This is a genomic window from Paraburkholderia sp. PGU19, from assembly GCF_013426915.1.
Classification (GTDB): Bacteria; Pseudomonadota; Gammaproteobacteria; order Burkholderiales; family Burkholderiaceae; genus Paraburkholderia.
Genome location: NZ_AP023182.1, coordinates 81,674 through 104,137 on the forward strand (window position 1 = coordinate 81,674; position 22,464 = coordinate 104,137).

General features: G+C 59.9%; 20 protein-coding genes and 2 pseudogenes. 9 read left to right on the plus strand and 13 right to left on the minus strand.

Going from position 1 to position 22,464, the window contains the following annotated elements:
• Positions 1 to 174 precede the first annotated feature (174 nt).
• The 3 genes from istA to H1204_RS40815 are packed head-to-tail and all read left to right on the plus strand — an operon-like array spanning position 175 to position 2,646.
• The gene (gene istA / locus H1204_RS40805; RefSeq protein ID WP_180735800.1) at positions 175 to 1,674 is read left to right on the plus strand and encodes an IS21 family transposase; all 1,500 of its coding nucleotides are present in this window, start codon (positions 175 to 177) and stop codon (positions 1,672 to 1,674) included.
• On the plus strand, positions 1,661 to 2,434 hold the full coding sequence (gene istB / locus H1204_RS40810; protein WP_180729655.1) for an IS21-like element helper ATPase IstB: 774 nt from the start codon (positions 1,661 to 1,663) through the stop codon (positions 2,432 to 2,434). The genes istA and istB overlap by 14 nt, the downstream gene beginning before the upstream one ends.
• Positions 2,431 to 2,646 carry a hypothetical protein gene (locus H1204_RS40815; RefSeq protein WP_180729656.1) on the plus strand — a complete coding sequence of 72 codons (216 nt, stop codon included), beginning with the start codon at positions 2,431 to 2,433 and terminating at the stop codon, positions 2,644 to 2,646. Before istB ends, H1204_RS40815 begins: the two co-directional genes overlap by 4 nt.
• A 105-nt stretch (positions 2,647 to 2,751) precedes the next feature.
• Here the strand turns inward: H1204_RS40815 and H1204_RS40820 are convergent.
• Positions 2,752 to 3,690: pseudogene (locus H1204_RS40820) on the minus strand (FAD-dependent monooxygenase); the annotation flags it as partial.
• 201 nt (positions 3,691 to 3,891) lie between these two features.
• Here H1204_RS40820 and H1204_RS40825 point away from each other — a divergent pair.
• The gene (locus H1204_RS40825) at positions 3,892 to 4,647 is read left to right on the plus strand and encodes a TetR/AcrR family transcriptional regulator (protein WP_180736269.1); all 756 of its coding nucleotides are present in this window, start codon (positions 3,892 to 3,894) and stop codon (positions 4,645 to 4,647) included.
• A 383-nt stretch (positions 4,648 to 5,030) separates the two neighbouring features.
• Here the strand turns inward: H1204_RS40825 and H1204_RS40830 are convergent, their stop codons facing one another.
• The 3 genes and pseudogenes from H1204_RS40830 to H1204_RS40840 all read right to left on the minus strand — a co-directional run bounded on the left by H1204_RS40830 (position 5,031) and on the right by H1204_RS40840 (position 6,259).
• On the minus strand, positions 5,031 to 5,219 hold the full coding sequence (locus H1204_RS40830) for a hypothetical protein (RefSeq protein WP_180735801.1): 189 nt from the start codon (positions 5,217 to 5,219) through the stop codon (positions 5,031 to 5,033).
• A 46-nt stretch (positions 5,220 to 5,265) separates the two neighbouring features.
• A pseudogene (locus H1204_RS40835) lies at positions 5,266 to 5,355 on the minus strand (IS6 family transposase); the annotation flags it as partial.
• Between the two features lie 391 nt (positions 5,356 to 5,746).
• A complete protein-coding gene (locus H1204_RS40840; protein WP_180735802.1) occupies positions 5,747 to 6,259 on the minus strand; it encodes a hypothetical protein in 513 nt (170 codons plus the stop codon).
• Between the two features lie 993 nt (positions 6,260 to 7,252).
• On the opposite strand from H1204_RS40840, the gene H1204_RS40845 reads away from it, so the two are divergent.
• From H1204_RS40845 to H1204_RS40855, 3 genes are all read left to right on the plus strand, one after another.
• A complete protein-coding gene (locus tag H1204_RS40845) occupies positions 7,253 to 8,713 on the plus strand; it encodes a DUF4331 domain-containing protein (protein ID WP_180736270.1) in 1,461 nt (486 codons plus the stop codon).
• 229 nt (positions 8,714 to 8,942) lie between these two features.
• Positions 8,943 to 10,073, plus strand: a complete 1,131-nt coding sequence (locus H1204_RS40850; RefSeq protein WP_180735803.1) for a tetratricopeptide repeat protein — start codon at positions 8,943 to 8,945, stop codon at positions 10,071 to 10,073.
• Entirely contained in the window at positions 10,070 to 11,203 is a 1,134-nt protein-coding gene (locus tag H1204_RS40855) for a HupE/UreJ family protein (RefSeq protein ID WP_180735804.1), read from the plus strand. The genes H1204_RS40850 and H1204_RS40855 overlap by 4 nt, the downstream gene beginning before the upstream one ends.
• Before the next feature lie 26 nt (positions 11,204 to 11,229).
• On the opposite strand, the gene H1204_RS40860 is transcribed toward H1204_RS40855, so the two are convergent.
• Together H1204_RS40860 and H1204_RS40865 are read right to left on the minus strand one after the other, a co-directional pair.
• Positions 11,230 to 11,856 carry a HupE/UreJ family protein gene (locus H1204_RS40860; RefSeq protein WP_180735805.1) on the minus strand — a complete coding sequence of 209 codons (627 nt, stop codon included), beginning with the start codon at positions 11,854 to 11,856 and terminating at the stop codon, positions 11,230 to 11,232.
• Between the two features lie 3 nt (positions 11,857 to 11,859).
• The gene (locus tag H1204_RS40865) at positions 11,860 to 12,474 is read right to left on the minus strand and encodes a HupE/UreJ family protein (RefSeq protein ID WP_180735806.1); all 615 of its coding nucleotides are present in this window, start codon (positions 12,472 to 12,474) and stop codon (positions 11,860 to 11,862) included.
• Positions 12,475 to 13,746: 1,272 nt separating this feature from the next.
• On the opposite strand from H1204_RS40865, the gene H1204_RS40870 reads away from it, so the two are divergent.
• The gene (locus tag H1204_RS40870; protein WP_180735807.1) at positions 13,747 to 14,043 is read left to right on the plus strand and encodes a hypothetical protein; all 297 of its coding nucleotides are present in this window, start codon (positions 13,747 to 13,749) and stop codon (positions 14,041 to 14,043) included.
• Positions 14,044 to 14,129: 86 nt separating this feature from the next.
• Entirely contained in the window at positions 14,130 to 15,428 is a 1,299-nt protein-coding gene (locus H1204_RS40875) for a hypothetical protein (protein ID WP_180735808.1), read from the plus strand.
• A gap of 330 nt (positions 15,429 to 15,758) precedes the next feature.
• Here H1204_RS40875 and H1204_RS40880 read toward each other — a convergent pair whose 3' ends face one another.
• The 7 genes from H1204_RS40880 to H1204_RS40905 all read right to left on the minus strand — a co-directional run bounded on the left by H1204_RS40880 (position 15,759) and on the right by H1204_RS40905 (position 22,457).
• Positions 15,759 to 16,433, minus strand: a complete 675-nt coding sequence (locus tag H1204_RS40880; protein WP_243469070.1) for an EthD domain-containing protein — start codon at positions 16,431 to 16,433, stop codon at positions 15,759 to 15,761.
• Positions 16,434 to 16,502: 69 nt separating this feature from the next.
• Positions 16,503 to 17,213: an ABC transporter ATP-binding protein gene (locus H1204_RS40885; RefSeq protein WP_180735809.1), complete on the minus strand. Its 711-nt coding sequence runs from the start codon at positions 17,211 to 17,213 to the stop codon at positions 16,503 to 16,505.
• Between the two features lie 11 nt (positions 17,214 to 17,224).
• Positions 17,225 to 19,006 carry a branched-chain amino acid ABC transporter ATP-binding protein/permease gene (locus H1204_RS40890; RefSeq protein ID WP_180735810.1) on the minus strand — a complete coding sequence of 594 codons (1,782 nt, stop codon included), beginning with the start codon at positions 19,004 to 19,006 and terminating at the stop codon, positions 17,225 to 17,227.
• Positions 19,003 to 19,926 carry a branched-chain amino acid ABC transporter permease gene (locus H1204_RS40895; protein ID WP_180735811.1) on the minus strand — a complete coding sequence of 308 codons (924 nt, stop codon included), beginning with the start codon at positions 19,924 to 19,926 and terminating at the stop codon, positions 19,003 to 19,005. The genes H1204_RS40890 and H1204_RS40895 overlap by 4 nt, the downstream gene beginning before the upstream one ends.
• A gap of 54 nt (positions 19,927 to 19,980) precedes the next feature.
• Entirely contained in the window at positions 19,981 to 20,418 is a 438-nt protein-coding gene (locus tag H1204_RS53045; RefSeq protein ID WP_346015791.1) for an ABC transporter substrate-binding protein, read from the minus strand.
• A complete protein-coding gene (locus H1204_RS53050) occupies positions 20,415 to 21,179 on the minus strand; it encodes an ABC transporter substrate-binding protein (protein WP_346015792.1) in 765 nt (254 codons plus the stop codon). The genes H1204_RS53045 and H1204_RS53050 overlap by 4 nt, the downstream gene beginning before the upstream one ends.
• Before the next feature lie 66 nt (positions 21,180 to 21,245).
• Positions 21,246 to 22,457 carry a porin gene (locus tag H1204_RS40905; protein ID WP_180735812.1) on the minus strand — a complete coding sequence of 404 codons (1,212 nt, stop codon included), beginning with the start codon at positions 22,455 to 22,457 and terminating at the stop codon, positions 21,246 to 21,248.
• Positions 22,458 to 22,464 lie beyond the last annotated feature (7 nt).

Genomic DNA, 22,464 nt, shown 5'->3' on the forward strand with positions numbered 1-22,464 from the left:
TACTGCCAGCGGACTCGATGCACGCCGCTGGCACTCATCGTCGCGTCACAACCTCGGTACCGGCGACGAAGCATTGCCACCTATGCGGCTGTGCCTGTTCGCCGTTCGTGCGCCTTGGCCCGTTGCGCCGTCGAGCTCCTCATTGCATCTACCGATTCCGAGGAGGCTCTGACGGTGACGATTGACGCTGAACTCGAAGCCCATATCCTGCGGCTCTACCACGTCGAGAAGTGGCGCTGCGGCACGATCGCGCAGCAACTGCACGTGCATCGCGGGACTGTCAAACGTGTGCTCGCACAGGCTGGCCTACCGCGCCACGGTCCGGCGCCGCGCTCTTCGATGATCGAGCCGTACCTGCCGTTCATTCGCCAGACGCTCGAGAAGTACCCAACGCTTACCGCCAGCCGCCTGTACGGCATGGTGCGCGAGCGCGGCTATCAAGGTGGCCCCACGCACTTCCGGCATCTGATCTCGCTGCATCGGCCACGCCCGGCTGCCGAAGCGTATCTGCGGTTGCGCACCTTGCCCGGCGAACAGATGCAATGCGACTGGGGGCACTTCGGCCACCTGCAAATTGGCCGCGCGCGCCGGCCCTTGATGGCCTTCGTGATGGTGCTCTCGTACTCGCGCGACCTGTATCTGCGCTTCTTCCTCGACGCGCGCATGGAGAACTTCCTGCGCGGTCATATCGGCGCCTTCACCCGCTGGGGCGGGCTCGGCAGGGTCATCCTCTACGATAACCTCAAGAGCGCCGTGCTCGAACGCCAGGGGGACGCCATTCGTTTCCACCCGACGCTGCTCGCCTTCGCCGCGCACTATCGCTTCGAACCGAGACCGGTGGCGATTGCGCGCGGCAACGAGAAGGGCCGCGTCGAGCGTGCAATTCGTCATGTCCGCGACGCGTTCTTCGCGGCCAGGCAGTTCACCGATCTGGACGATCTGAATGCGCAAGCCGAGCACTGGTGCCGCACGCAGGCAGCCGATCGCCCGTGCCCGGAGGATCGAGCGATCAGTGTGCGCCAGGCGTTTGCCCAGGAGCAGCCGATGCTGCTTGCGCTACCGCAGAACCCGTATCCTGTTGAGGAAACGCTCGCCGTCAAGGTCGGGAAGACGCCCTATGTACGCTTCGATCTAAACGACTACTCGATCCCGCACACGCACGTGCGGCGCACGCTCACGGTACGCGCCGATCTCGAGCAGGTACGCGTGCTGGACGGTGCCGATGTCATTGCGCGTCACGATCGCAGCTACGACCGCGGCGCGCAAATCGAAGAGCCGGTTCACATCGAGACACTCGTCGGCGTCAAACGCGAGGCTCGCCATCATCGTGGCATGGATCGCCTGGCCAGGGCCGCCCCCGCCAGTCAGGATCTGCTGCGCCGCGCGGCCGAACGCGGTGCGAACCTGGGCACCATCACGGCAGCGCTGCTGCGCATGCTCGATCGCTACGGCGCCGCGCAATTGCAGGCCGCGATCGGCGATGCGCTCGAAAGCGGTGTGCCCCACCCGAATGCCGTGCGCCTGGCGCTGGAGCGCCGTCGCGAAGCGCGTCAATTACCCCCGCCGCTGGCCGTGTGCCTACCGCCGCACGTGCGCCAGAAGGACGCGCCGGTTCAACCCCACCGGCTCGATACCTACGATCAACTTGCTGGAGGTCCCGATGAGCTCGCTTGAATCATTACGTATGCGTGCGCAGGAATTACGTTTGCACGGGCTGCTTGCCCACTGGCCCGAGGTTGCGCATGAACCGTGGGTCGCGCCGCTGGTGCAGTGGGAGGAAGACGAACGGGCGCGCCGATCACTCGAGCGGCGCATCAAGGATGCGCATCTGGGTGGCTTCAAGGCGTTGTGCGACTTCGACTGGAGTTGGCCGTCGCGGTGTGATCGCGGCGCCATCGAAGATCTGATGACACTCGGGTTCCTGAAGGACGCCGCGAACGTCGTGCTCATCGGCCCAAACGGCGTGGGCAAGTCGACACTGGCGAAGAACGTCGCGCATCAGGCACTCGTGCATGGACACACGGTGCTGTTCACCACCGCCGGCAATATGCTGGGCGAACTCGCTGCGCTCGATAGCGATTCAACGCTGCGCCGGCGCCTGCATCGCTATGCTGCGCCCGACGTCCTTGTAATCGACGAGGTCGGCTACCTCTCGTACTCGAATCGCCACGCCGATCTGCTGTTCGAGCTGATCAGCCGGAGATACCAGAACAACAGCACCATCGTTACATCGAATCGACCGTTTGCCGAATGGCACGAGGTGTTCCCGAACGCCGCCTGTGTCGTGTCGCTCGTCGATCGCCTCGTGCATCACGCCGAGGTCATCCCGATCGAAGGCGAATCGTATCGCTTGAAGGAAGCGCGTGAACGGGCCGAAAAACGCGCCCGCCAGCGCAGTCCCGGTAAATCCGCCAAAGGAGGCGAGTCCTCATGAAAGCCCCGCCGCTGCCTTCCGGCCGCACCCGCGGCTTAAGCTTCATCGTCCCCGCGGACTGGACGCCCGAACAGGCGCTCGCCGTGTTTGAACTGCTCGACGACCTGCGTGAAGTGATCTGCGCACGCTATCTGTCCGACATGCAGCAGGTCCTGCGCCAAGATCGCCGGCAACGCGAGCCGCCGTTCAACGAGCACGACCCGCCGTTCTGATCAACGCTGCGCATACAACGAAAGGGGCCCGCGCGGCCCCTTTGTACTTGAGTGAACCGCTCAGCCTTGCGCCGTCGTTTAGCGTCGCTTTTACACCGGCGCTAACACCACCCATGCGAGCTTCCAGCAAAGATTGGCCGCGTCGCGAAGTCCAGCGACCAGCCCCTGCCCGACGAATGGAGGCGTGATGTGGGCCGCGTCGCCCGCGAGGAACACCCGGCCCTTGCTGAACGCATCGACGGTGCGCGCATGGAAGCGATACACGGCCTTGCGCTCAATGATCATGTCTTCAACATTGCCCCAGGGGGAGAGCAACTCCCGGATGCGAGTCTCGGATTCCATCTCCTCGCGACGCTCGCCCGGGCGCAGCATGAACTCCCAGCGTTCACGGTTGCCAGGCGCGACCATATGGGGGATCGGTCGCCGGTGATCGCAGATGAACTCAATATGGTCAATGGGGCGCGGAACGTTCCGCGCATCGACGATCAGCCAGTCCTCTGCGAACGTCTTCCCCTTGAACTCCTGCCCAATGAGCTGCCTTACCAGCGAGCTCGCCCCATCGGCGCCGACCATATAGCGGGCCCGCACTACACGGGTACGCCCGTGCCCAAGGTCCAGTGATGCGAGCACATGATCCCGGTCTTCCGTAAAGCTCTTGAACTGGACGCCCAGCAGGATCTCGGCGCAGCTGTACGTCTCGAGCCGGGCGCGCAGGCACCGCTCGAGGTCGGGCTGGTAGAACGTGACGAGCTTCGGGTGGCCATCCAGGCTGCCCAGCGAATTGACCTTGCCGAACAGGCCCAACCTGGGCGACCTCATATGCACGTACGGTATGGCAACCGTCTCGAAATCGCGCTCCTCAACGCCTGCAAGCTGAAGGATGCGTAGCGCTTCGTTGTCCAGTGCAATCGCACGAGGCGCCATGAACACTTCGGTCGACCTGTCGACAACCATGACCTTCACGCCGTGCCGTGCCAGCAGATTGGCTATGGTTGCACCTACCGGTCCGCAACCCACCACTAAAACATCCACCGCTGGCGGCATTGCTTCCATCGGCGGACGAACCTGGCCATGCCGGCTCGACGGCGCGGCGCCGTTTATTGCTCCTGTCTCCACAGTCACTCCATCTGTCGTTTGTTAGACCGGCCCTCGGATGCCTTTAATGACATTAAACTCATTACTGATAGTTTTGTCAATGTAGACAGTTGCATCTATACTTGGGTACGTACAAATGCGGACCCGATCATGCCGAAAACTGCCAATCCCCGGACAGCGAAACGCCCTGGCCGTGCGGCGCCAGTCGCCCCGGTTGCCGTTCCCGAAGAACGCGAGCCACGTGGTGCGCGCCGCAAGCGCGAGACGCGCGGCCGCCTGCTCGACGCGGCCCTCAGACTGATGGCCGAAAAGGGCATGGAGGGCGTAGCGATCAACGAAATCACCGAGGCTGCCGATGTCGGATTTGGCTCCTTCTACAACCACTTTGAATCGAAGGAAGCGATTTATGCGATCCTTGTCGATAACGTGTTCGAAGATTTCGCGGACATGCTGGATCGCCTCGCGAGTGGGCTTTCCGATCCAGCCGAGGTGATTTCCGTCTCCGTTCGCCATACCGTGATGCGTGCGCGGCGCGATCCCGTGTGGGGACGATTCCTGATACGTGAGGGGTTTTCGGCACGTGCGATGAGCCGCGGGCTGGGTCAGCGGCTGCTGCGCGACATCGGCAACGGTATTGCCGCGAAGCGCTTCGTGGTCGCCGATCCGTTCATCGGCTTTCTTTCGGTAGGCGGCACGGTCCTCTGCGCGATTGCTGCCGAGCTGAACTTCGTCGCGCCGGGTGCACCGGCGGCAGGCGTGCTCAAGGAACTGGGATTCAACGGAGAGCATTTCCCCGAGCGTACGGCAGCAACGCTGCTGCAGACACTCGGACTCAAGCGCGCCGAGGCTGAGAAGATTGCCTCGCGTCCGCTGCCGCTCGTGCAGGAGCCTGTTGAAACGGATTGAGGTCAGACCGCGATGACGTTACCGTTCGGCCGACCTGCCGTCGACGAGCGATGATGACTGACCACTCTGCTTCCGGGGTACGCACGACAAGCAAGCATCGGTCGCCACTCGCGCAGGCCCGCCAGACGGAGCCAGTTGCCCATTGCGAGAGCTTCAATCGCCCGCCAGTGCAAGAACGTTAGCAATCAACTCGCGGTCCCCGTTGTCAAGCACTTCCCAGTGAAACCTTGCAAGTTCCAGAAGTGCTGCCGATACGGTTTTAACCGGATGAGGTGTCGACGCGAAAAGGGGCCACGCATGCAGCAGGTAGATGAGTCCATATCGCATGGCACCCGCTAAATTGCTAGCCCTCTTTCTCTAGACGCCTAGGAGCGGACTCCTCATCAGCCTCTCATAATGTTGACGGCGACGATTTCGCATCCAGGGTCGGCGTGCTCGTGCGCGACTTTATCCGCTTCCTCGTACGAGAGAAAGGACGAGGCTTCCTTAATCTCCAGTGCCATGCCGATATCGCCGTCCTCTGCGGTGCAGAGGAACTTCTCGCCAGTCTTCACGATGTAGACGGTCGTCATGTCTTGGCAACGCGAAGTGCTGGCAGATAAGGCCGAAGCATGTGTGAAACGCCTGCGTGCGACGTGCGTCGCGAAAGCCGCACATTTGGCGTTCGCGCCTGCGGGTTGGCTGGTGGCTATTCTCGGCGCGGTTATTCACGCGAGCGTCCGCTTTGATGAAGGAGAATCAGGGCCGTTTGTTGAGTATGAGTGTCTCATCCTGGCGCACACTGCGAAGGCTCATTCCCGGTCGGGGCGCGACCAACTGCCCGTCGGGCAGCGGTCGGCCTACGACCAGTTGCTCGATAATCCCTCCATAGATCGTCGACGCTCAGAAAGCGCAGTCCAACGAATTCCGTTTCCCTGCAGAAACGAATGCGTCCACGCCCCAGTGGTTTGCACTCGTGACATTAGCCGGATGTGCGGGCGGATCCGCCGCCAGACATCCGGCTTCTTTTTAAGGCCACGCGTGACTGTTACCTCAGTCGCTTTGTGGAACGACATTCGGTGGACGGCTTCCGTGCCCGGCATTGCCTGAGCCGTTGCGCTCAGGGCTTGACGTTGAACAACGGTCCCTGCAGGTCAGGGAAATTGCTCGTGTTGAGCACTTGAATGCCCGCGTTGTGCTCGCCATTGAAGGGCGTCACGGTGCCCGGGCAGCCGGCCTTGACCGCGTCCTTGGGATCGTTGAACCACAGGCCCAAATGGTATTGGTGGACCGGGAAGGTGGCCGGGTTCTGGCCGACGTCCGGGAACGCGTTGTTAAATACTATCGGAGCCGGCGCCACGTTCGGGGCGACGATGAAGGTCTCGATACTAGATCGACCGATAAATCGCTGCGAACCCTTCCCGCTCCCATCGGTCTCGATGTCTCCCTGGTACCATGACAGGCCGAACGGAGGGTTGGGGACCTGGATGACGAAAAAGTCGAAGTCGGTGTTGGGAGGTAACCCTTCCACCTTGACTCGCATGTGTTCGACTGCGCCCTCGGACTCGATATTCACTTTCGCCTTCGCGTTTGGCAAGCACCCGGCTTTCGCCACACCCGCGGAGCGCACCATGTCGAATTTGATCTCCGGTTCGTCACCGAGTGCGGGCTTTGCCGTCGCGCAGACCTAACGCCGACGATCAACGCGCTCGCCGCCGTGGACCAGAGCGGCTTCATCATATGGCTTTGCGCGCTCGCTCGCCCAGGCAATGTATGCTGCGCCGAACTCTGTTCCGCCGCTGCCTCCATCGGTTGGCCGCCTGCGCGCGTATGTGCGATGTTCATCTGCTTGTCTCCATTGCATCCTTGAAAGTCACGGAAATCAGGAAGAGCGACAAAAGATCTCCGACTACATCGGGCCCGCTTCATGGCTCGATGCGCCCCCCGTGCACGGAGCGTGCCAATATCGCGCAAATACCGTGATCTGACTCGTAAATGACTGACAGATCGGCCATTTCTCGTGGTGTGAGTGGAAAATTGTGACCAGAGCTAACGCACGGGTGAGCGCAAAGTGGTGGTCTACAACCAACTGCGCGACGTATGGTGTTGGTCAAGACAAACTGAAAATAAAGCACCAGTCCAAAGCTGTTCCCAGCCGTCCGCGCTAGCAGCAATGCGTAATTCGACAGGTTTATGGTTTCGCCCCACAGGAGGTTCGGACGTGCGAGGACTGGATTCCTGGCAAGCAACTTTGATGCGACTTGTTGTCAGGCATCGCCCTTTAAATGGCAGATGCTATGTCGGACCTACCGAGAACGATCCGTTTGGCTGAAACGGAATTTCCAACTCTTTTTGAAGGCGACGGAATTGTCCTCGCCCCTGGTAGTTCCACTAGCCAAGGCATTCGCATCCAAGCCCGTTCTTGTTACGTATATACCGATTGCCAGACACCGGGTCGTCATCGCCCGTGTGTGGCGTAGACCTGAGTGAAACCCGCGTCGCCGTCATGAATCTTTCATATATTGACAGTGTCCTGGGGAACAGTGGTTGCGACGTCATATCGTATGTTTGAGGAGCTGCCATGCTTACTTCGAGTTCTAAGGATCGACCGGTCCACTTCGCGTCAATGCAGGTACTGACTACAACACTGCTTTTCTGTGCCGCCGTAGGCTGTGCTTATGCATCGAGCCATCGTGAGGCGCCGCTGATCGCGACAATGCCAAAGGTGGATGGCACCGACTTCTACATGTTCAACAGCTATGAGCCGAATCGACGTGGCTATGTGACGCTGATCGCCAACTATTCGCCTTTGGAAGATGCCTACGGAGGCCCGAATTACTTCACACTCGACCCCGATGCGCTGTATGAAATTCACATCGATAACGTCGGCGACGGCAGAGCGCATATGACGTTTCAATTCCGGTTCAAGAACACGGTGAGCAATGTCGCCCTGAACGTCGGCGGAAAGCAGGTTGCGATCCCTCTCGTTCAGGCGGGCCCCGTATCAGCAGGCGATTCGGCGAATCTGAACGTTAACGAAACGTACACGCTTAAAGTATTACGCGGTAACGACGACCATTCTGGAGAGGCGGTCACAGGCCCGGGCGGTATCACAACGTTCACGAAACCGACCGACTTTATAGGGACCAAGACCTTTGGCAGCGCAAGTGACTATGCCAGCTACTCACGGCAATATGTGTACACGATCAACATTCCGGGGTGCAGTGCTCCGGGTCGCGTTTTTGTGGGTCAGCGAAAGGAGTCGTTCGCGGTGGCACTCGGCAAGACGTTCGATCTGCTGAACCTCAATCCTCTGGGACCCAGAAACGGGAACCCGAACGATCTGGCCGACAAGAACATCACCTCTATCGCGCTCGAGGTGCCGACCCAATGTCTGGTTGGCCAGAGTGGCTCCCCGGTCATCGGGGGATGGACGACATCAAGCATTCGCGTGGAGAGACTGCATGCGCTAAATCCAGATAGCGCTAGCAGCACCCCAGAAAAATCGGCGGGCGGCTGGGTACAGGTTTCCCGGCTCGGAATGCCACTGGTCAACGAACTCGTGATCGGACTGAAGGACAAGGACAAATTCAACAACTCAAGGCCGGCGAACGACGGGCAGTTCGCCGACTATGTGACGAATCCCACGCTGCCAGCGCTGATCGAGAGCCTTTTTCCCGCGGCCAAAGCGCCAACCAATTTCCCGCGCCTCGATCTGGTGTTCACGTTCCTGACGGGCTTTCGGGGACTCAACCAGTTAAGAATGGTCACTCCGTCAGAGATGTTGCGTCTGAATACGTCTATTCCGCCGACACCCAAAGGGAGTCAGAACAATCTGGGCGTCCTGGCTGGCGACAACGCGGGCTTTCCAAACGGACGGCGGCCAGGCGACGACGTCGTCACGGCATCGCTCAGGGTGGTGATAGGCGTGCTATGCACATTCAATAACCCGGGAATCTTCGGCTGTTCGCCGTCTGATGCGCCAGCCGGAGCAGCGCCCCTGACAGACGGCGCAGCAATTGGCGACGGTGTATTCGACGGTTCTTTTCCTTACCTGACCACACCGATCCCCGGTGCAACCAATTGATGGCCGGGCAGCCGCAGTGAGTATGAGTGGCATCGTCATGGTGGCCGGCATAAGGCGAATTGGGGCGGGCGCCCTCAAGGTACGGCGGGCCTGTCGTTCGAACCAGACCCAGGTCGCCAGAAGGGATACCCGCATGCGATGCCTTCTCTGCGGAGTGTCATGTCTCGTTGCTGCATGGGCGGGCGCCCTGGCGTACGCCGTCCCCGTGCGACCTCAACAGGACTCACAGGTGCTGGAAACGCTCCCGCCCCGTGCGCACGATGCGCTTAATTCGGCCATTGCGAGCATGCACGCAGCTCTGGCCGTCGACGGCCACAACTTCGACCTGGCGGCCGCCCTCGCAAAGCGTCACCTTGAACGTTTTCGACGCGATCAGGACCCGCGCGACCTGGGCCAGGCCGAAGCCGCACTCGAACCGTGGCTTCGGCAGCCCAACCCGCCGCCACGCGCATTGGTGCTCCGTGCGAATGTTCGGCAAAGCAACCATCTATTCGCGAGCGCGCTCGACGATCTCGACCACGCAATTCGCGCCGAGCCCGAAAACGCGGACGCGTGGCTGATGCGTGCGAGCATCCTGCAGGTTCAGGGTCGCTACCTCGAGGCCAGGCAGAGTTGCGGTCGGCTCATCTTGACGAATGCCGTCATCGCGGGGATATGCCTCGCCAATGTGGCAGCGGTGAGCGGCAGACCCGAGCAGGCTTATCTCCTTTTGCAGCGCTTTGCCGGACAGGTACCACCGACCGATTTGCTCTACTCCTGGCTTATGATCAGTCAAGCCGAAACGGCCGTCTGGATGAACAAGCAGGAAGCGGCCGAACAATTCTTCCGTAACGCGATGGCTGCCAATCCGCGCGACGCCTACCTGAAAGCAGCCTGGGCTGACTTCCTGCTCGACCAGAACCGGCCCAGGGAAGTCCTCGCCCTGCTCGCGGCCGACATCCGCAACGATAACCTGCTCCTTCGCCTCGCGCTGGCCGAGAAACAGGCGGGGCTGGACGCCGATCTGGCGCCGCACATCGAAGATTTGCAGAGCCGGTTCGCGGCGTCCGCCGAGCGGGGTGATCGCGTGCATCTGCGCGAGGAAGCCATTTTCAACCTCAAACTCCTCAACGACCCGGAGAAGGCGCTCAGTCTAGCCGAGGCTGACTGGCAGGTGCAAAAAGAGGTCGCGGATTGCCGGATCCTGATGGAGGCGGCGATCGCCGCCCGCCAACCTGCACGCGCAGCACCGGCGATGATGTGGCTGAAGACCGCGCGATTGCGCCATCCCGTCTTGACGAGACTGGAGGCGCAACTGGCAAGCCATGTCGTTGGGGCCGGGCTTGCGATACGTGCGACACACGGGGGCCCGTCTGCATGAAACGCCGAGCGCCCGGGGGGCTGGCACTCTTCATGTTGTGCTGGGCTGTCGCGGTGCAGGCGCACAAGCCGAGCGACAGCTACCTGACCCTTACCGTCAGCGACAAAACGATTGTGGGCCGATGGGATATTGCTCTTCGCGACCTGGACAATCCGCTTATTCTCGATGCGAATGGGGACGGCGTGCTGACGTGGGGCGAGGTCCGCATCCGCGAAGCGGACATCAAGTCGTATGCCTTCACGCGTATCAAGCTGACGGGTGACGGGCGAGCGTGCGCGATTCATCCGGGCAACCTGCTGATCGACCACCACACCGACGGCGCGTACGCGGTACTCGAATTCGACGTGGCGTGTCCAACCCGACCGACCCGACTTGGCATTGACTACCGTCTGTTTGCCGACGTCGACACGCTGCACAAGGGACTCGTACACGTCGTGAGCAACGGTGCAACGGCGACGGCCATTCTTGGGCTCGGTCACCCGACCGAGATCCTCGACATACGCGGGAAGGGCGTCGGGCGCGCCTTCATCGATTTTGTTGGGGAGGGCATGTGGCACATCTGGCGCGGCTTCGATCACGCCTTGTTTCTTCTGTCTCTGATGTTGCCGGCAGCTTGCGTGCTGCACGGAAAAAAGTGGTTTCCGGCCGACTCCCCCAGGGCGGTGTCGATCGATGTATTGAAACTCGTCACTGCGTTCACCCTGGCGCACGCGATCACATTGTCTCTTGCCACGCTGCACGTTGTGGCGTTGCCGTCTCGGTGGGTGGAAGTCGCTATCGCTGTGACGATTCTGCTTTCCGCACTCAACAATATTTTTCCCGTGGTCCGCAGGCGCCGCTGGCTGGTCGCGTTTACTTTTGGCTTGATCCACGGTTTCGGTTTCGCAAGCGTGCTCACCGATATGGCGCTCCCGACATCCCTTCTTGCCACAGCCCTTGCCGGCTTCAATATCGGTGTCGAACTGGGGCAGATCTCCCTGGTCCTGCTGCTCTTGCCCATTCTTTACATCTATCGGTCAAGTGGCTGGTTTCGCCTGGCTACGCTGTACGGCGGGTCGGCAGCGATCACAGTTTTCGCAACCCTGTGGATTTATGAGCGAACAACCGGGCTGACGGTGCTTGCACTTTAGACGCAATTGAAGGTCATGTAGACGACCTAGGAGAGAAGCAACGCACGTTGAGTGAGACTGAGGACGAGAAGCCCGATTGCGGCGGCCCAGCTGCCCGCGACGCGCACGGCAATGGCGATCCAGGTGGGCCGCAGCCGCAGCAGGAACGAGGTCGCCGCCACCGTATAGGCAATCAGGATGAAGCTCGCGACCACCATGCCTGCTATGAAAACGGCTGGGCGGATTTGACCGATGATGGCTGATCCGTTTGCGTATCCGTCGGGCAGGCCGACCCCGACCGAAAGAATCAGAATCAGCCATGACGGCAACGTAAAGGCAGCCGCCAGGAGGGCACCCAGCAATACGGTTGAGACAACGTTGAGCAGAAGCACACCGCGCAGACCAGGAACCATAAGGGCGATGCACCCGCCGGCCGCCATGGCGGCCGGAAATGCCCAAAGCACGAATTCACAACGTTTCAGGCCGTTCTGCCCAGCCAGCGCGCCGAGCACCAGCATGGGCAATACATGTTCCGGCGACGTCAACGGATGCAGCATCCCCGCGTAGAAGTCGCCCACGCCCTGGTACACCGCGTGTGCTTCGGCTGATGCAAGCCACGTCAGCCCACTCAGACCGGCAGCGGCTTGCCGGACCACCCGGTGCAATGCGCGCATGCGTCACGCTCCCCGAATCGCATACGTGAGGAAATAGACACCGCAGCCGGAGATAACGGCTCCGCCTGCCCGCAGTGCGTAGCCGCCCGCCTTCCAGCGATTGACTGTGCCGATCAGGATACCGAGTGCGTGAAGTGAGCCGGTAGCCGCGACGAAACCGATCGCATAGGTCATCGCGTTCGCGGACCCGGGCAGTTCCGCCCCGTGTGCGTGTCCATGGCAGATGGCAAAGGCGGCAACCAGCAGACCCGCAATCCAGAGCGGCGGCGTCAACGCAAGTGCCACCGCTGCACCGAGCGCCAGTGCCGATAACGCAATGCCGACCTCGATCCCCGGAATGGGAACGCCCAGGCCACCGATAACAGCGCCGAAGGCCATGACGATCGGGAACGTGACCGGCAGCACCCAAATGGCCGGCCTCCCCAACTGGGCGCCCCATAGTCCGACCGCCACCATTGCGACGACGTGATCCAGGCCGGAGATTGGATGTTTGAATCCCGCGATCAAGCCACCGGATACGTCGCCTTGGCCAGTATGCGCGAATGCAATAACCGGAACGAGACACCCACACCCGAATATCAGTGCTGCATGGATTGCAGGTCGCTTTCGAAGTGTCATGATGATCCTTTCGAGGTGCCCGCACCTAACCGGCACCAGATTCAGCACACCTTGTGTTAGGCATTTCCGGGTTCGTCAAATCATCCGGATGAGGTGTTATTTCCTAGCCTATCTACGTTCAACAACACTATAGTCGTTTGCACATGTGCCGGGGCGATGGATGTGCGGCCGATCAAAGCTGACTCGCTCTTACTTTCCGTCCCGGTGTCGTCCACCTCTGATAGCGGGTGCCATCATGTTTTCTGCCGTGATGTCAATATACGTAGATGTCCGAATTATATTTGATACGGCATTTGATAAGTCTAGCTGATCCCGATTTGTGTACTACGCGCGTCCGCGCGGATTCTCCTGACCTTTCACGAATGCCCCTCGCCTCGCACTGCGGGAACACTTAACTGCGGTTCCGATCGGAACCCACGGTGAAATCACGTTGCCGAGGCTCAAGAAGAAGAGCGGTTCGATCGTCCATATCGAAATTGCCAGCTCCACGGAGATCCGACACAGCCGTACGCTTTCCAACCAGTTAACCGAAGCACGATTGGCGGACAACCAGATCCGTTCCGACTCGACGAGATGATCCGCTCGCAGCCATTCGCCCGTCCTCCCGCGCGCGACAAGTTGAGCGACAACAAGATGGCATAACAGCCCGGTTCAGCCTTCATCATCGAGGTTGGTAATCGGTGGCATGCGAAAAATCCGGGGCGACGGTGATCGCGCTAATGTACTACGCCCTGCAACGGTCGGGCGGCATGGCGCGCCCCGCTCCACGCTGGATTTCACTCACCCGGGGCGCTTTGAGATTGGCGTTGCGCAACACGCAGGATATGGACACGCACCGTCGCGGCCGCGACGGGCGACGGGCGACGGGCGACGGGCGACGGGCGACGGGCGAATTTCGACCCAATGCGGTCCTTGAGTTCGTGTGATTCGGTGCCTGATAGCCGCCATTCGGTGGCGCGGCCCACGCCGCCGGGGCCGGTGACCCACTACCTGCGCACGCGCCGCGGCACTAAGGGCGGGAAGGTGTTTGCATGCAGCGCTTCCTTCACCGGCGCCCGATCCGGATCGCCGCAAAGCGTAAGCACGCCGCCGAGCGCCGAGACGATCAGCTCGCTTCCCGCCATGGCGGCGTAGGGTCCCGTCCTGGCCGAACGGCGTGATCGACGTCATGACGATGCGCGGGAAGAGGTTGCCGAACAGCTGGTAGCGCCCAATTCGGGGCACGCCGACGATGGTCGGCGACCAGCGGCCAAGCGCATGTGGCGCATGCCAATGCCGATCGCCTGGCTATGCCCGGCCAAGGATGTGCTGGTGGGCGCCATCGGCACCGCTCTGGCCATGGGTGCGACCGTCATCGACCAGATCGCCTGTCTGCTCAGCCGCGCTGCCGCCACATGTGAGACCATCAACACTCAGGTGACGACGCTGATCGGCGCTATCTTTCGCATTCTTGCGCGCACGGCGCAGGCGGGCGTGTCGATCACAGCAGCGTTCTTGCGCTGGTGCCTCGATCTGTTGTCCACCTCGGTGCACGCAGTGGCGCTGCGTGCTTTGTCGCTCGTTGGCTGACGCTGACTTCTTGCAAGCAGGCATCAAGCCTCACAGGAGGGTTCTCCATGCCACAGTTTTATATGTTCAAGTGCAGCACTTGCAACATGCGGATCAAGGGCCCGAAGGTTCCGCTCGACAAACCGAGAACTTTCAAGATTGGCACCTTTTTCGTCGGAACCAAGCGGCCACCAGGCGTGGCATGCAGCAACCCGGGGCACACGCAGGTCACCTACACCGGAAACGAGGACCTGTGGGAAACGCTCTACGAGTTGTGCCAGGACCCCACCATCATGAGCCCGACGGGCGGCGACAATGTGGCGGGCTACATTGATGGCACCGAGTTCAAGTACTATAAGTCGAACAACCTGGCGCGGCCCGCAGTGGTCAACGCAATATTGGGCAAGGCGAAGTCCAACAACGCAACGGTCTACACCAACCGCGCGGATGCGCTTTGGATCAGGAACTATCCAAAGATGAAGGTGAAGTTGATGGACCAACTGAAGCCCAACGAGGGTGACGGAGCGGTCCGCGTGACAACGGCCTTCCAAACCGTCAAGAAGTGGCCCCGCCAGATTGCGGCACTCGCGCTGAAAGCCCCCCTCCCGGACGGCGGCCTTTACGCAGCGGCGGCAGGCCTTAGCAAAGGCCTCGACCTCCCGCCCGGCAGCCGCAAGAAGGGCCTGGCCCGCGCGCTTCGGTACTACATGCTGGCCACCTACTCGCTGGTGGACATCAGCTCGGCCGAGGGCTACGAAGGTTTGAAGAACTACGTGGGCGCCTTGCTCGTCAGCGACCAGGGGCAGATCCTCGCCGCGGGCATCAACACCGGGTCGTTCCGCCACGCCGAGGTCAGCATGCTGCTGTCCTACTTCCGCAACAATCCCACGGCGACCAAGGTGCCCGAAAACAGCGTCATCTTCTCGACGCTCACACCGTGCAAGGGGTGCACCGGTTTTCTCTCGGTGACGAAATCCAGCAACTGCGTGATTTATTTCGGCCAGGAAGACACCGGCAAAGACGGCAAGGTCGGCAAGAAGATCTCGACTCAATTGAGTGAGAAAACCAAGGCCCCTGTCGGGCGGAGCACGGAAAAGCTCCCCGGCGAGATCGATACCGACGAGACCGAGGACACCGAGGGCACAGGCATCGTTGCGATAGGCACCGCGAGCGCAATTCACAAAGTTCAAGTGGACAAGGGCCTGACCAGCTGCATGGGCGCCGGGTCGATCGCGACCCAGATTGGCAAAGCGAAGCATGCGAAAGAAGTCCTGCGTTCCGGGAGCGAAGCCCTCATCCACAAGATGCTCAGGACCCGCGCAGCCAAAGACGCCGAGAGCGAGGTCAAGCAGGCCGTCCTCACGTATATTGGCCAATGGCTGGGTACGTCGAGGTCCGTTGAGTAATTCGGCCCCCGCTCGGCTGATTTGATTTGTACATGTCCAAGAAGTCGAAAAGCATTCCACGGGCCGGCCGCACCACAACATGTGCACGCCAAAGAAGCCCTGCTGATGGCGATGCAGTTGCATCAGCAAGACTATTGGGGCGCCCAAAAATATCGCCGACGCAATTGAGTGCATGGGCTCAGAAGGCTCACGAGTCCAGCCGATGTCATCACCCGCGATCCGCGACGGGACAAGCCGGCCCCCACCGGTCGCTATGCAGAGAGCAATCCAAGTCTTGTGGCACTCAGCGGGACGGAGGAGGAGATTCCGAAACACGGAGCACGAAATGCGTTAGATAATTCTGTGCTCTTCAACGAGGAATGCCGTGATGCCGGAAAGAAATGTCTTCGCGTGCGCCATCGTTTTAATGCCCGCTTCCGACGCAAACGCCGATTGCAAGGAGTCGGTACTCTCAAACCAGAACTCGACGATTCCGTCGATGGGCAGTTCGTCGTAGGAGCATGGTTGCCCTTTGTGAACTTCCCGTTGTATCACCGCGTTCTGCCGATAGCCCAACACCCCGGGCATCGTCCGGACCCAGTCCGCGTGTACCTTCCATTCGTTCAGAAAGTCCTCCTCAGTCAACTGGGGACGGCGGCGAATCAGCGACATCCTTTTCTTGACCTTGCCTCGGACGTCGTCGCCCGGAACGTCGACCACCGTCGTTTGCTTGACGGTCACGATGTGCAGTCGACCGAGAAAGTGGTTCTCGTCTGCAAGAATTCTTTGAGGCAGTTCACCGCCGCCAAACGGCTTGTCTCGGTCGGAAATCCAGAGCTGAGAGAACCCGTCGAATTCCCAGGGTTCACGTTCGAAATCGATGCCGCGCTGCACCTTATCGACCACGTGATTCTGTCGATACTGGGAAAGCCCCGGAGCGTTCTTCACGAGCGGTCCGTGGTGATTGAGCCAATGCTGCCGGAAGTCTTCAAGCGACCAATCGGCCTTCTTCGAAATCAGACCCATCCTTAACGTACTCATCAAAACTCCAAAAAATGTGGAATCGTGCTCTTTCCCGTCTACAAACACTCGTGCTCAGTGTGCTCCCAGATAAGCGGCTTTGACCTTTGGGTCATTGAGCAAATCACGCCCAGTACCCTCAAGCGTGATATTTCCGACCTCGAGCACATACGCACGGTCGGCCACACCGAGTGCTTGCTTCGCCATCTGCTCGACGAGAAGTATCGTCAATCCTTCTTCACGCAGGCTTCGGATAGCATCAAAAATGTCCCGAATAACAAGCGGAGCGAGTCCAAGTGACGGCTCATCGAGAAGCAGCAGCCGCGGCTGGCTCATCAGCGCTCGCGAGATTGCGAGCATCTGCTGCTCTCCCCCGGACAGCGTCCCAGAGAGCTGGTTTTGTCGCTCGCGCAACCGTGGGAAGCGGTCGAACTCCCGCTCCATTGACGCTTCCGTCGCAGCGACTGACTGCTTGCGCGAATAGGCGCCCAGCAGAAGGTTCTCTCTTACCGTCTGGTCGGGAAACACTCCCCGCCCTTCCGGAGACAACGCAATGCCGAGTCCGAGTCGCAAATGCGGAGCCAGTTGAGTGCAATCGCGACCGCCGACCGTGATACGCCCCGATGCGACACTTTGCAAACCGGCGATGCTCTTGAGGAGGCTGCTCTTCCCCGCCCCATTTGCGCCGATGATGGTCACAACCTCGCCTTCACGCACTTCGAGGCTGACACCTTTAACAGCCTGGATAGCGCCATAGGAAACCTTCACCGAATCGATTTTCAGCATTTCGCCTCCCGTTACGCCGCTTCAGCTTCGTCAACGCCCAGATAGGCTTCAACAACTCGCGGATTGGCCTGTACATCAGCCGGTTTGCCTTCAGCAATCTTGAGCCCGTAGTCGAGCACGATGACGTGGTCCGAAATGGACATGACGAGGTCCATGTGGTGCTCGACCATCAGAATGCTCACGCCATATTTACCGATACGAAGGAGGAGCTGACCGAGCTCGGCAGTCTCTTGCGGATTCAGTCCAGCCGCCGGTTCATCGAGCAACAACAGTTGAGGCTCTGTGGCAAGTGCGCGCGCGAGTTCGGCGCGTCGTTGAAGCCCGTAGGGCAAACTTCCGGCAGGGCGGTTTGCAAGATGACCCAGTTCAACCAGTTCCAGGAGTTCGAGCGCCCGTTGCCTCGTGATTTCCTCTTCGCGCCGCGCACCTGGCGTAGCGAACAGTGAGGCGAAGATGCCATTCTTCATGCGGCTGTGCCGGCCCAGCATCACGTTGTCGAGCACAGATAGCTCCGCAAAGAGGCGCAGATTCTGAAACGTTCGCCCCATTCCAAGACAACAAATCGTGTGAACCGCGCTGCCGCCAATCTCCTCCCCGTTGAAGCGAATGGAGCCAGCGTCGGGCCTCACTACGCCCGTGACCATATTAATCATCGTGCTCTTGCCCGCGCCGTTAGGCCCAATGAGCGCATGGATGTGACCTCTCCTGAGCGAAAACGAGACTTCGTTCGCCGGCTTCACACCACCGTAGGCCTTCGATACCTTCGTAACCGTGAGAAGGTCATCGCCGTTAGAACGGCCATTTCTGAGAAGCGTCGTGACCTGGCCACCCGGGCGAACTTGTGCGGTATCGGCATCTCGTGTGCCTCGCCCGAAGAACCTCGAGGCAGTACCAACGACACCTCCGGGCATGACATACAGTGCGAAGAGCAGGAGCAGACCGTAGAGGGTATGTTGAACGGACGGCCAACGAGCAAGCAGCGCATCCAGCAACGTCAATACCACGGCTCCCACGACCGGCCCCAGCTTTGTTCCGGCACCGCCGAAGAGAACCAGCAGCAAAATGAAGATGGAAAGCTGGAACGACACAAAGTCCGAGTTGATGTACTGGTTCTGCTGGGCGACCATGGCGCCTGCGAGGCCGCAGGTCACCGCCGCGATAACGAACGCGATAACCTTCCCCCGGTAGACCCGCACACCCACGGACGACGAAGCGATTTCATCGGCCTGCAACGACAGAAACGCGCGACCGAACTTTCCGTTCAGGAGGTTACGCAACAGAAGATGCGTAATCGCGCAGAAGACAACCGCAACACACACCCACTGAGCCAGAGACATCGGCTGGCCACCAATCTCTGGGCTGCGAATCCCATAGATGCCCTGTGCCCCACCGAAGACGTCAGTCCAGTCACTCACCAGTCGTTCGACTACTATGCCGAAGGCGAGCGTAACCATCGCCAGGTATGGGCCCTTCACACGGAGCGACGGAATGGCCACGACAACGCCACACACACCCGCGATGGCAGTTGCCGCGACCATGGCTAACCAGGGATTGATGCCAGTCTGAGATGTCAACAGCGCAACTGCATAGGCGCCAGCTCCGAACAGGCCCGCCTGCCCCAGAGACTTCTGCCCTGCGAATCCGACGAGGACGTTCATCCCCGCGGCGCACAGGTAGTAGACGCACATCATAAACGCAATGTGCAGGTAATAATCGTTTCGCACGAGAAGCGCGCCCCCGCCCAAAACAAGAACGAGTGCGCAGACGCCCAGGATATGGCAGTTCTTTCTCATACCTTCTCCACCAGTCGGCTGCCGAAGAGACCCGTGGGCCTGAACGCCAATACAAGAATGACCACGGCAAAAACCGCAATCTCACGCCACTGTGCTTGCCACAGGTTCACGGTCGATTCGAAGACGCCGAGCGCAAATCCGCCAATTACGCAACCACGAGGGTTGTTCAGGCCACCAATCATGGCGCCGGAGAAGCCCTTCAGACCAATCGCCAGCCCCATGAAGAGTGATGCCTGGGTGATGGGAGCAATCAGGAAACCGGAGAGCCCGGCAAGCGCCGAACTCACGACAAACGCCCCTATCATTACGGCGTTGGTGTTGATGCCCATCAAGCTGGCGACGCTTCCGTTGGCTGCCACTGCTCGCATCATTTTTCCGACCATCGTCTTTCTCATAACGATGTCGAACACAATCATCACGACGATAGCCACACCGAGGAGCAACATCTCCTGGGGACGCATGCCGATACCGAATATCTGTATGACCGAATCACCAATAGGCGAAGGCACAACGACGGGTTTCGGCCCCCAGATGGCAAGGCCGATGCTGTCGAGAACGACGCCAAAACCGAGCGTGCTCATAACCCAAGCCATCCTAGGCGTCTTCGAGAAAGGCCGCACGCCAAGCACGTAGAGCAACCATCCCAACGCGCCCATCACGACCAATGCTGCGACCAGTGCGAGCAGTTGTGCCGTTACACTCGGGATTGCGCCTCCGAACGTCGTCGACGTGATGGGTTTCCCGAGTAACAGCAGCATCGCGCTCATGCCAATGAAAGCCCCGGACGAGACAAACTCGCCGTGCGAGAAATTGAGCGTTTTGGTCGTGGTGAACGTAATGCTGAACCCTAGCGCGACCAGAGCGTACGCACCACCAATGGCCAGGCCACTGATTACCGCCTGAAGAAGTGCTTCCATCATGTGAATTCTCCGCGGTGACGGCGTAGCTGCCACGCCGTCACGTCGATGGTTCGGTTACTGCTTGTAGTCAGCCGGAGTCAGGGAAGCCACGAGCGCATCGGAGTACGGAATCAGTTTTCCATCTTTCCAGTGGACCCAGACAAAGTCCTTCGCCAGGAGCGCTTCGTGATTTGTCTTGCTGAAGGGCTTGTTGTATGTTTTGAGCAGCCCTTGAACCGGGGTATTCAGGTTCTCGAGCGCGACACGGACAGCCGAGCCATCAGTGCTATTCGCCTGCTTCAGCGCTTGCGCGAGCAGCAACACCGAGTCGTAGCCGTGCAGCGCGAAGGAGAACGAGCTCGGCGCCTTCAATTGCGAGCCGACTCGCGCAAACAGTTTGTCCTGTGCAGGCGTGCGATTCTCACTCACCGTACGCAGGAACAGCGGCTTTTCTGCCAGGGTCTTGCCTGCCGCGTCGTAGAACGTGATGTTGTCTGCAGCCCACGAACTCAAGACTCGGGGTAGTAGTTGATTTTCTCCATGCTGCGCATCACCTGGGCAATCGGCGTTCCCTGCGCCCAGATAATCACCGTGTCGGCCCCTGCCGCTTTGAGCTTGTTCAGCTGCGACGTCATGTCGGTATCGCCGACGCCAAACTGCTCGATGTCGACAGGCGTCAGTCCCTGCGCCTGAGCGATGTCTTTCATATCGCGAAGACCGCCCTGGCCATAGCCCGTGGTCTCCGACATGAAGCCCACCTTCTTCGATTCGGTCGAATTCTTCTTGACGTAGGCCATCAGGGCGGCAATCTGCTCACGGTCGACCATCGAGACGCGAAACATGTAGTTGTCCGCGCCAGGGCTCATCGGTTTTGTGATGTCAGTGCCTGCCGACACGTTGTCGACGACAGGAATCTTCTTCTGGTTCACGATGTGCTTCCACGCCATCGCGTTGCCAGAGTTAGTCGGCCCGAACACGGCAACCACACCCTCGTTGTCGATGAGGTCGGTCATGTTCTGGATTGACTTCGGCGGTTGAGAAACATCGTCACGAACGACCAGAGCGAGCTTCTTTCCCAGTACGCCACCTGCTGCGTTGATGTCCGCGATGGCTGCTTGCATTCCCAGCACGGCAGCTTGCCCGCTTTGCGCTGACGGGGACGCAGAGAGGTCCCCGTTAAATCCAATCTTTATTTCCTGCGCGAGCGCCGCAGACGAGGCGACGGCAAAACTGGCAGCGGCAACCGCTGCAGCGATGATGCGAATTGCTTTCATGATGTCTCCAACCGGGTTGCTTTATGTCACGAAGAGAACACAGGTCCCCTTTGTCGATTCGCACACTCAGAACTTGCTGACGATGCCTAAACTCACAGCCAGCATCGAGCGGCTCGCACCAGGGGTGCCCTGGAAGCTGTCGCCAATGGCCGGAGTTGCGTTGATGATGGTGCCCGTGCCCGGATTCCCTAGGGTCTTGCCAGACGCACGCTGAAAGCCTTCAAGGGCATACAGGCCGGTTCGCTTCGACAGTGAGTAGTATTCGGACAGGACAATTTGATGGTATTTCGCCGCGTCCGAGATGCCATTCGCCTTCGACGCCCACGTGTAGCTGTAGCCAGTGGCAAGGTCCCACGCGACCGTCGGCTTCCAATGGAGTACCGTTCCTGCCGTGTTCCAGACGGCAGTGTCAGTGAACTTAGAGTTGATGCCAGGGATGTACTGAACGTTGGAATACGCGAACGAGATGTCCCACGAACTGTTGAACACATACCCACCATCAACCGCGAAGCGTTGTTGCGCCTGTGCTTGGTTGAAGCCGTTGGTAATGGCCGACACCCCTTGCTGTCCGGACGAGTTCACCGATGAGTCAGCGCCGTAGGGACCGCCACCAGGGGTGGAGTTGTTGATTCGCCAGAATGCTGCCGCGAGACCGAAACCATTGACTTTGTACTGAAGTCCTGCGCTCCAGGTCGACCCCTGATTGAGGCTGCCTGGCACACCTGCGAGCGCGTATTGGCCGCTTGCTGTAAATCCATAGAGATTCGGCGTCGTGTAGGTCACCGCGTTGTTGGAACGATAGTACGTGTCCATGCCGTCGAGGTCGCCAGGATGTGAGCCGTAACCGGTCAGGTAATAGGCAGGGACCCACGGCGAAAGCATCGTGTAGTAAGAGCTGTATTGCCGACCCGCCGAAAATGTGCCGAACGAAGGATTAGTCAGGTCAATGCGCGCCTGTCGGCCAAACATCGCGTTCGTGAACTGTTGGCCGCCCGTGGCCAGATTGAAACCAGACTCCAGAACGAACACCACCTGCGTGCCACCACCGAGGTCTTCAACACCACGCAGACCAAAGCGGTCGCCGTTCCACACCCCGGATTGCATGCGTACGTTCGAATGACCAGGCGTCGTCGAACCCAAAGTCGTCTGACTGTTTTGATACGTAATTGACGTGTCGACAATGCCATACAGAGTCACGCTTGTCTGTGCAAAAACAGGAACTGCACACAAGCCAAGACTGGTACCCAACGCAAACCTTGCAACCCGCTTCGTTAACATCAAAAGT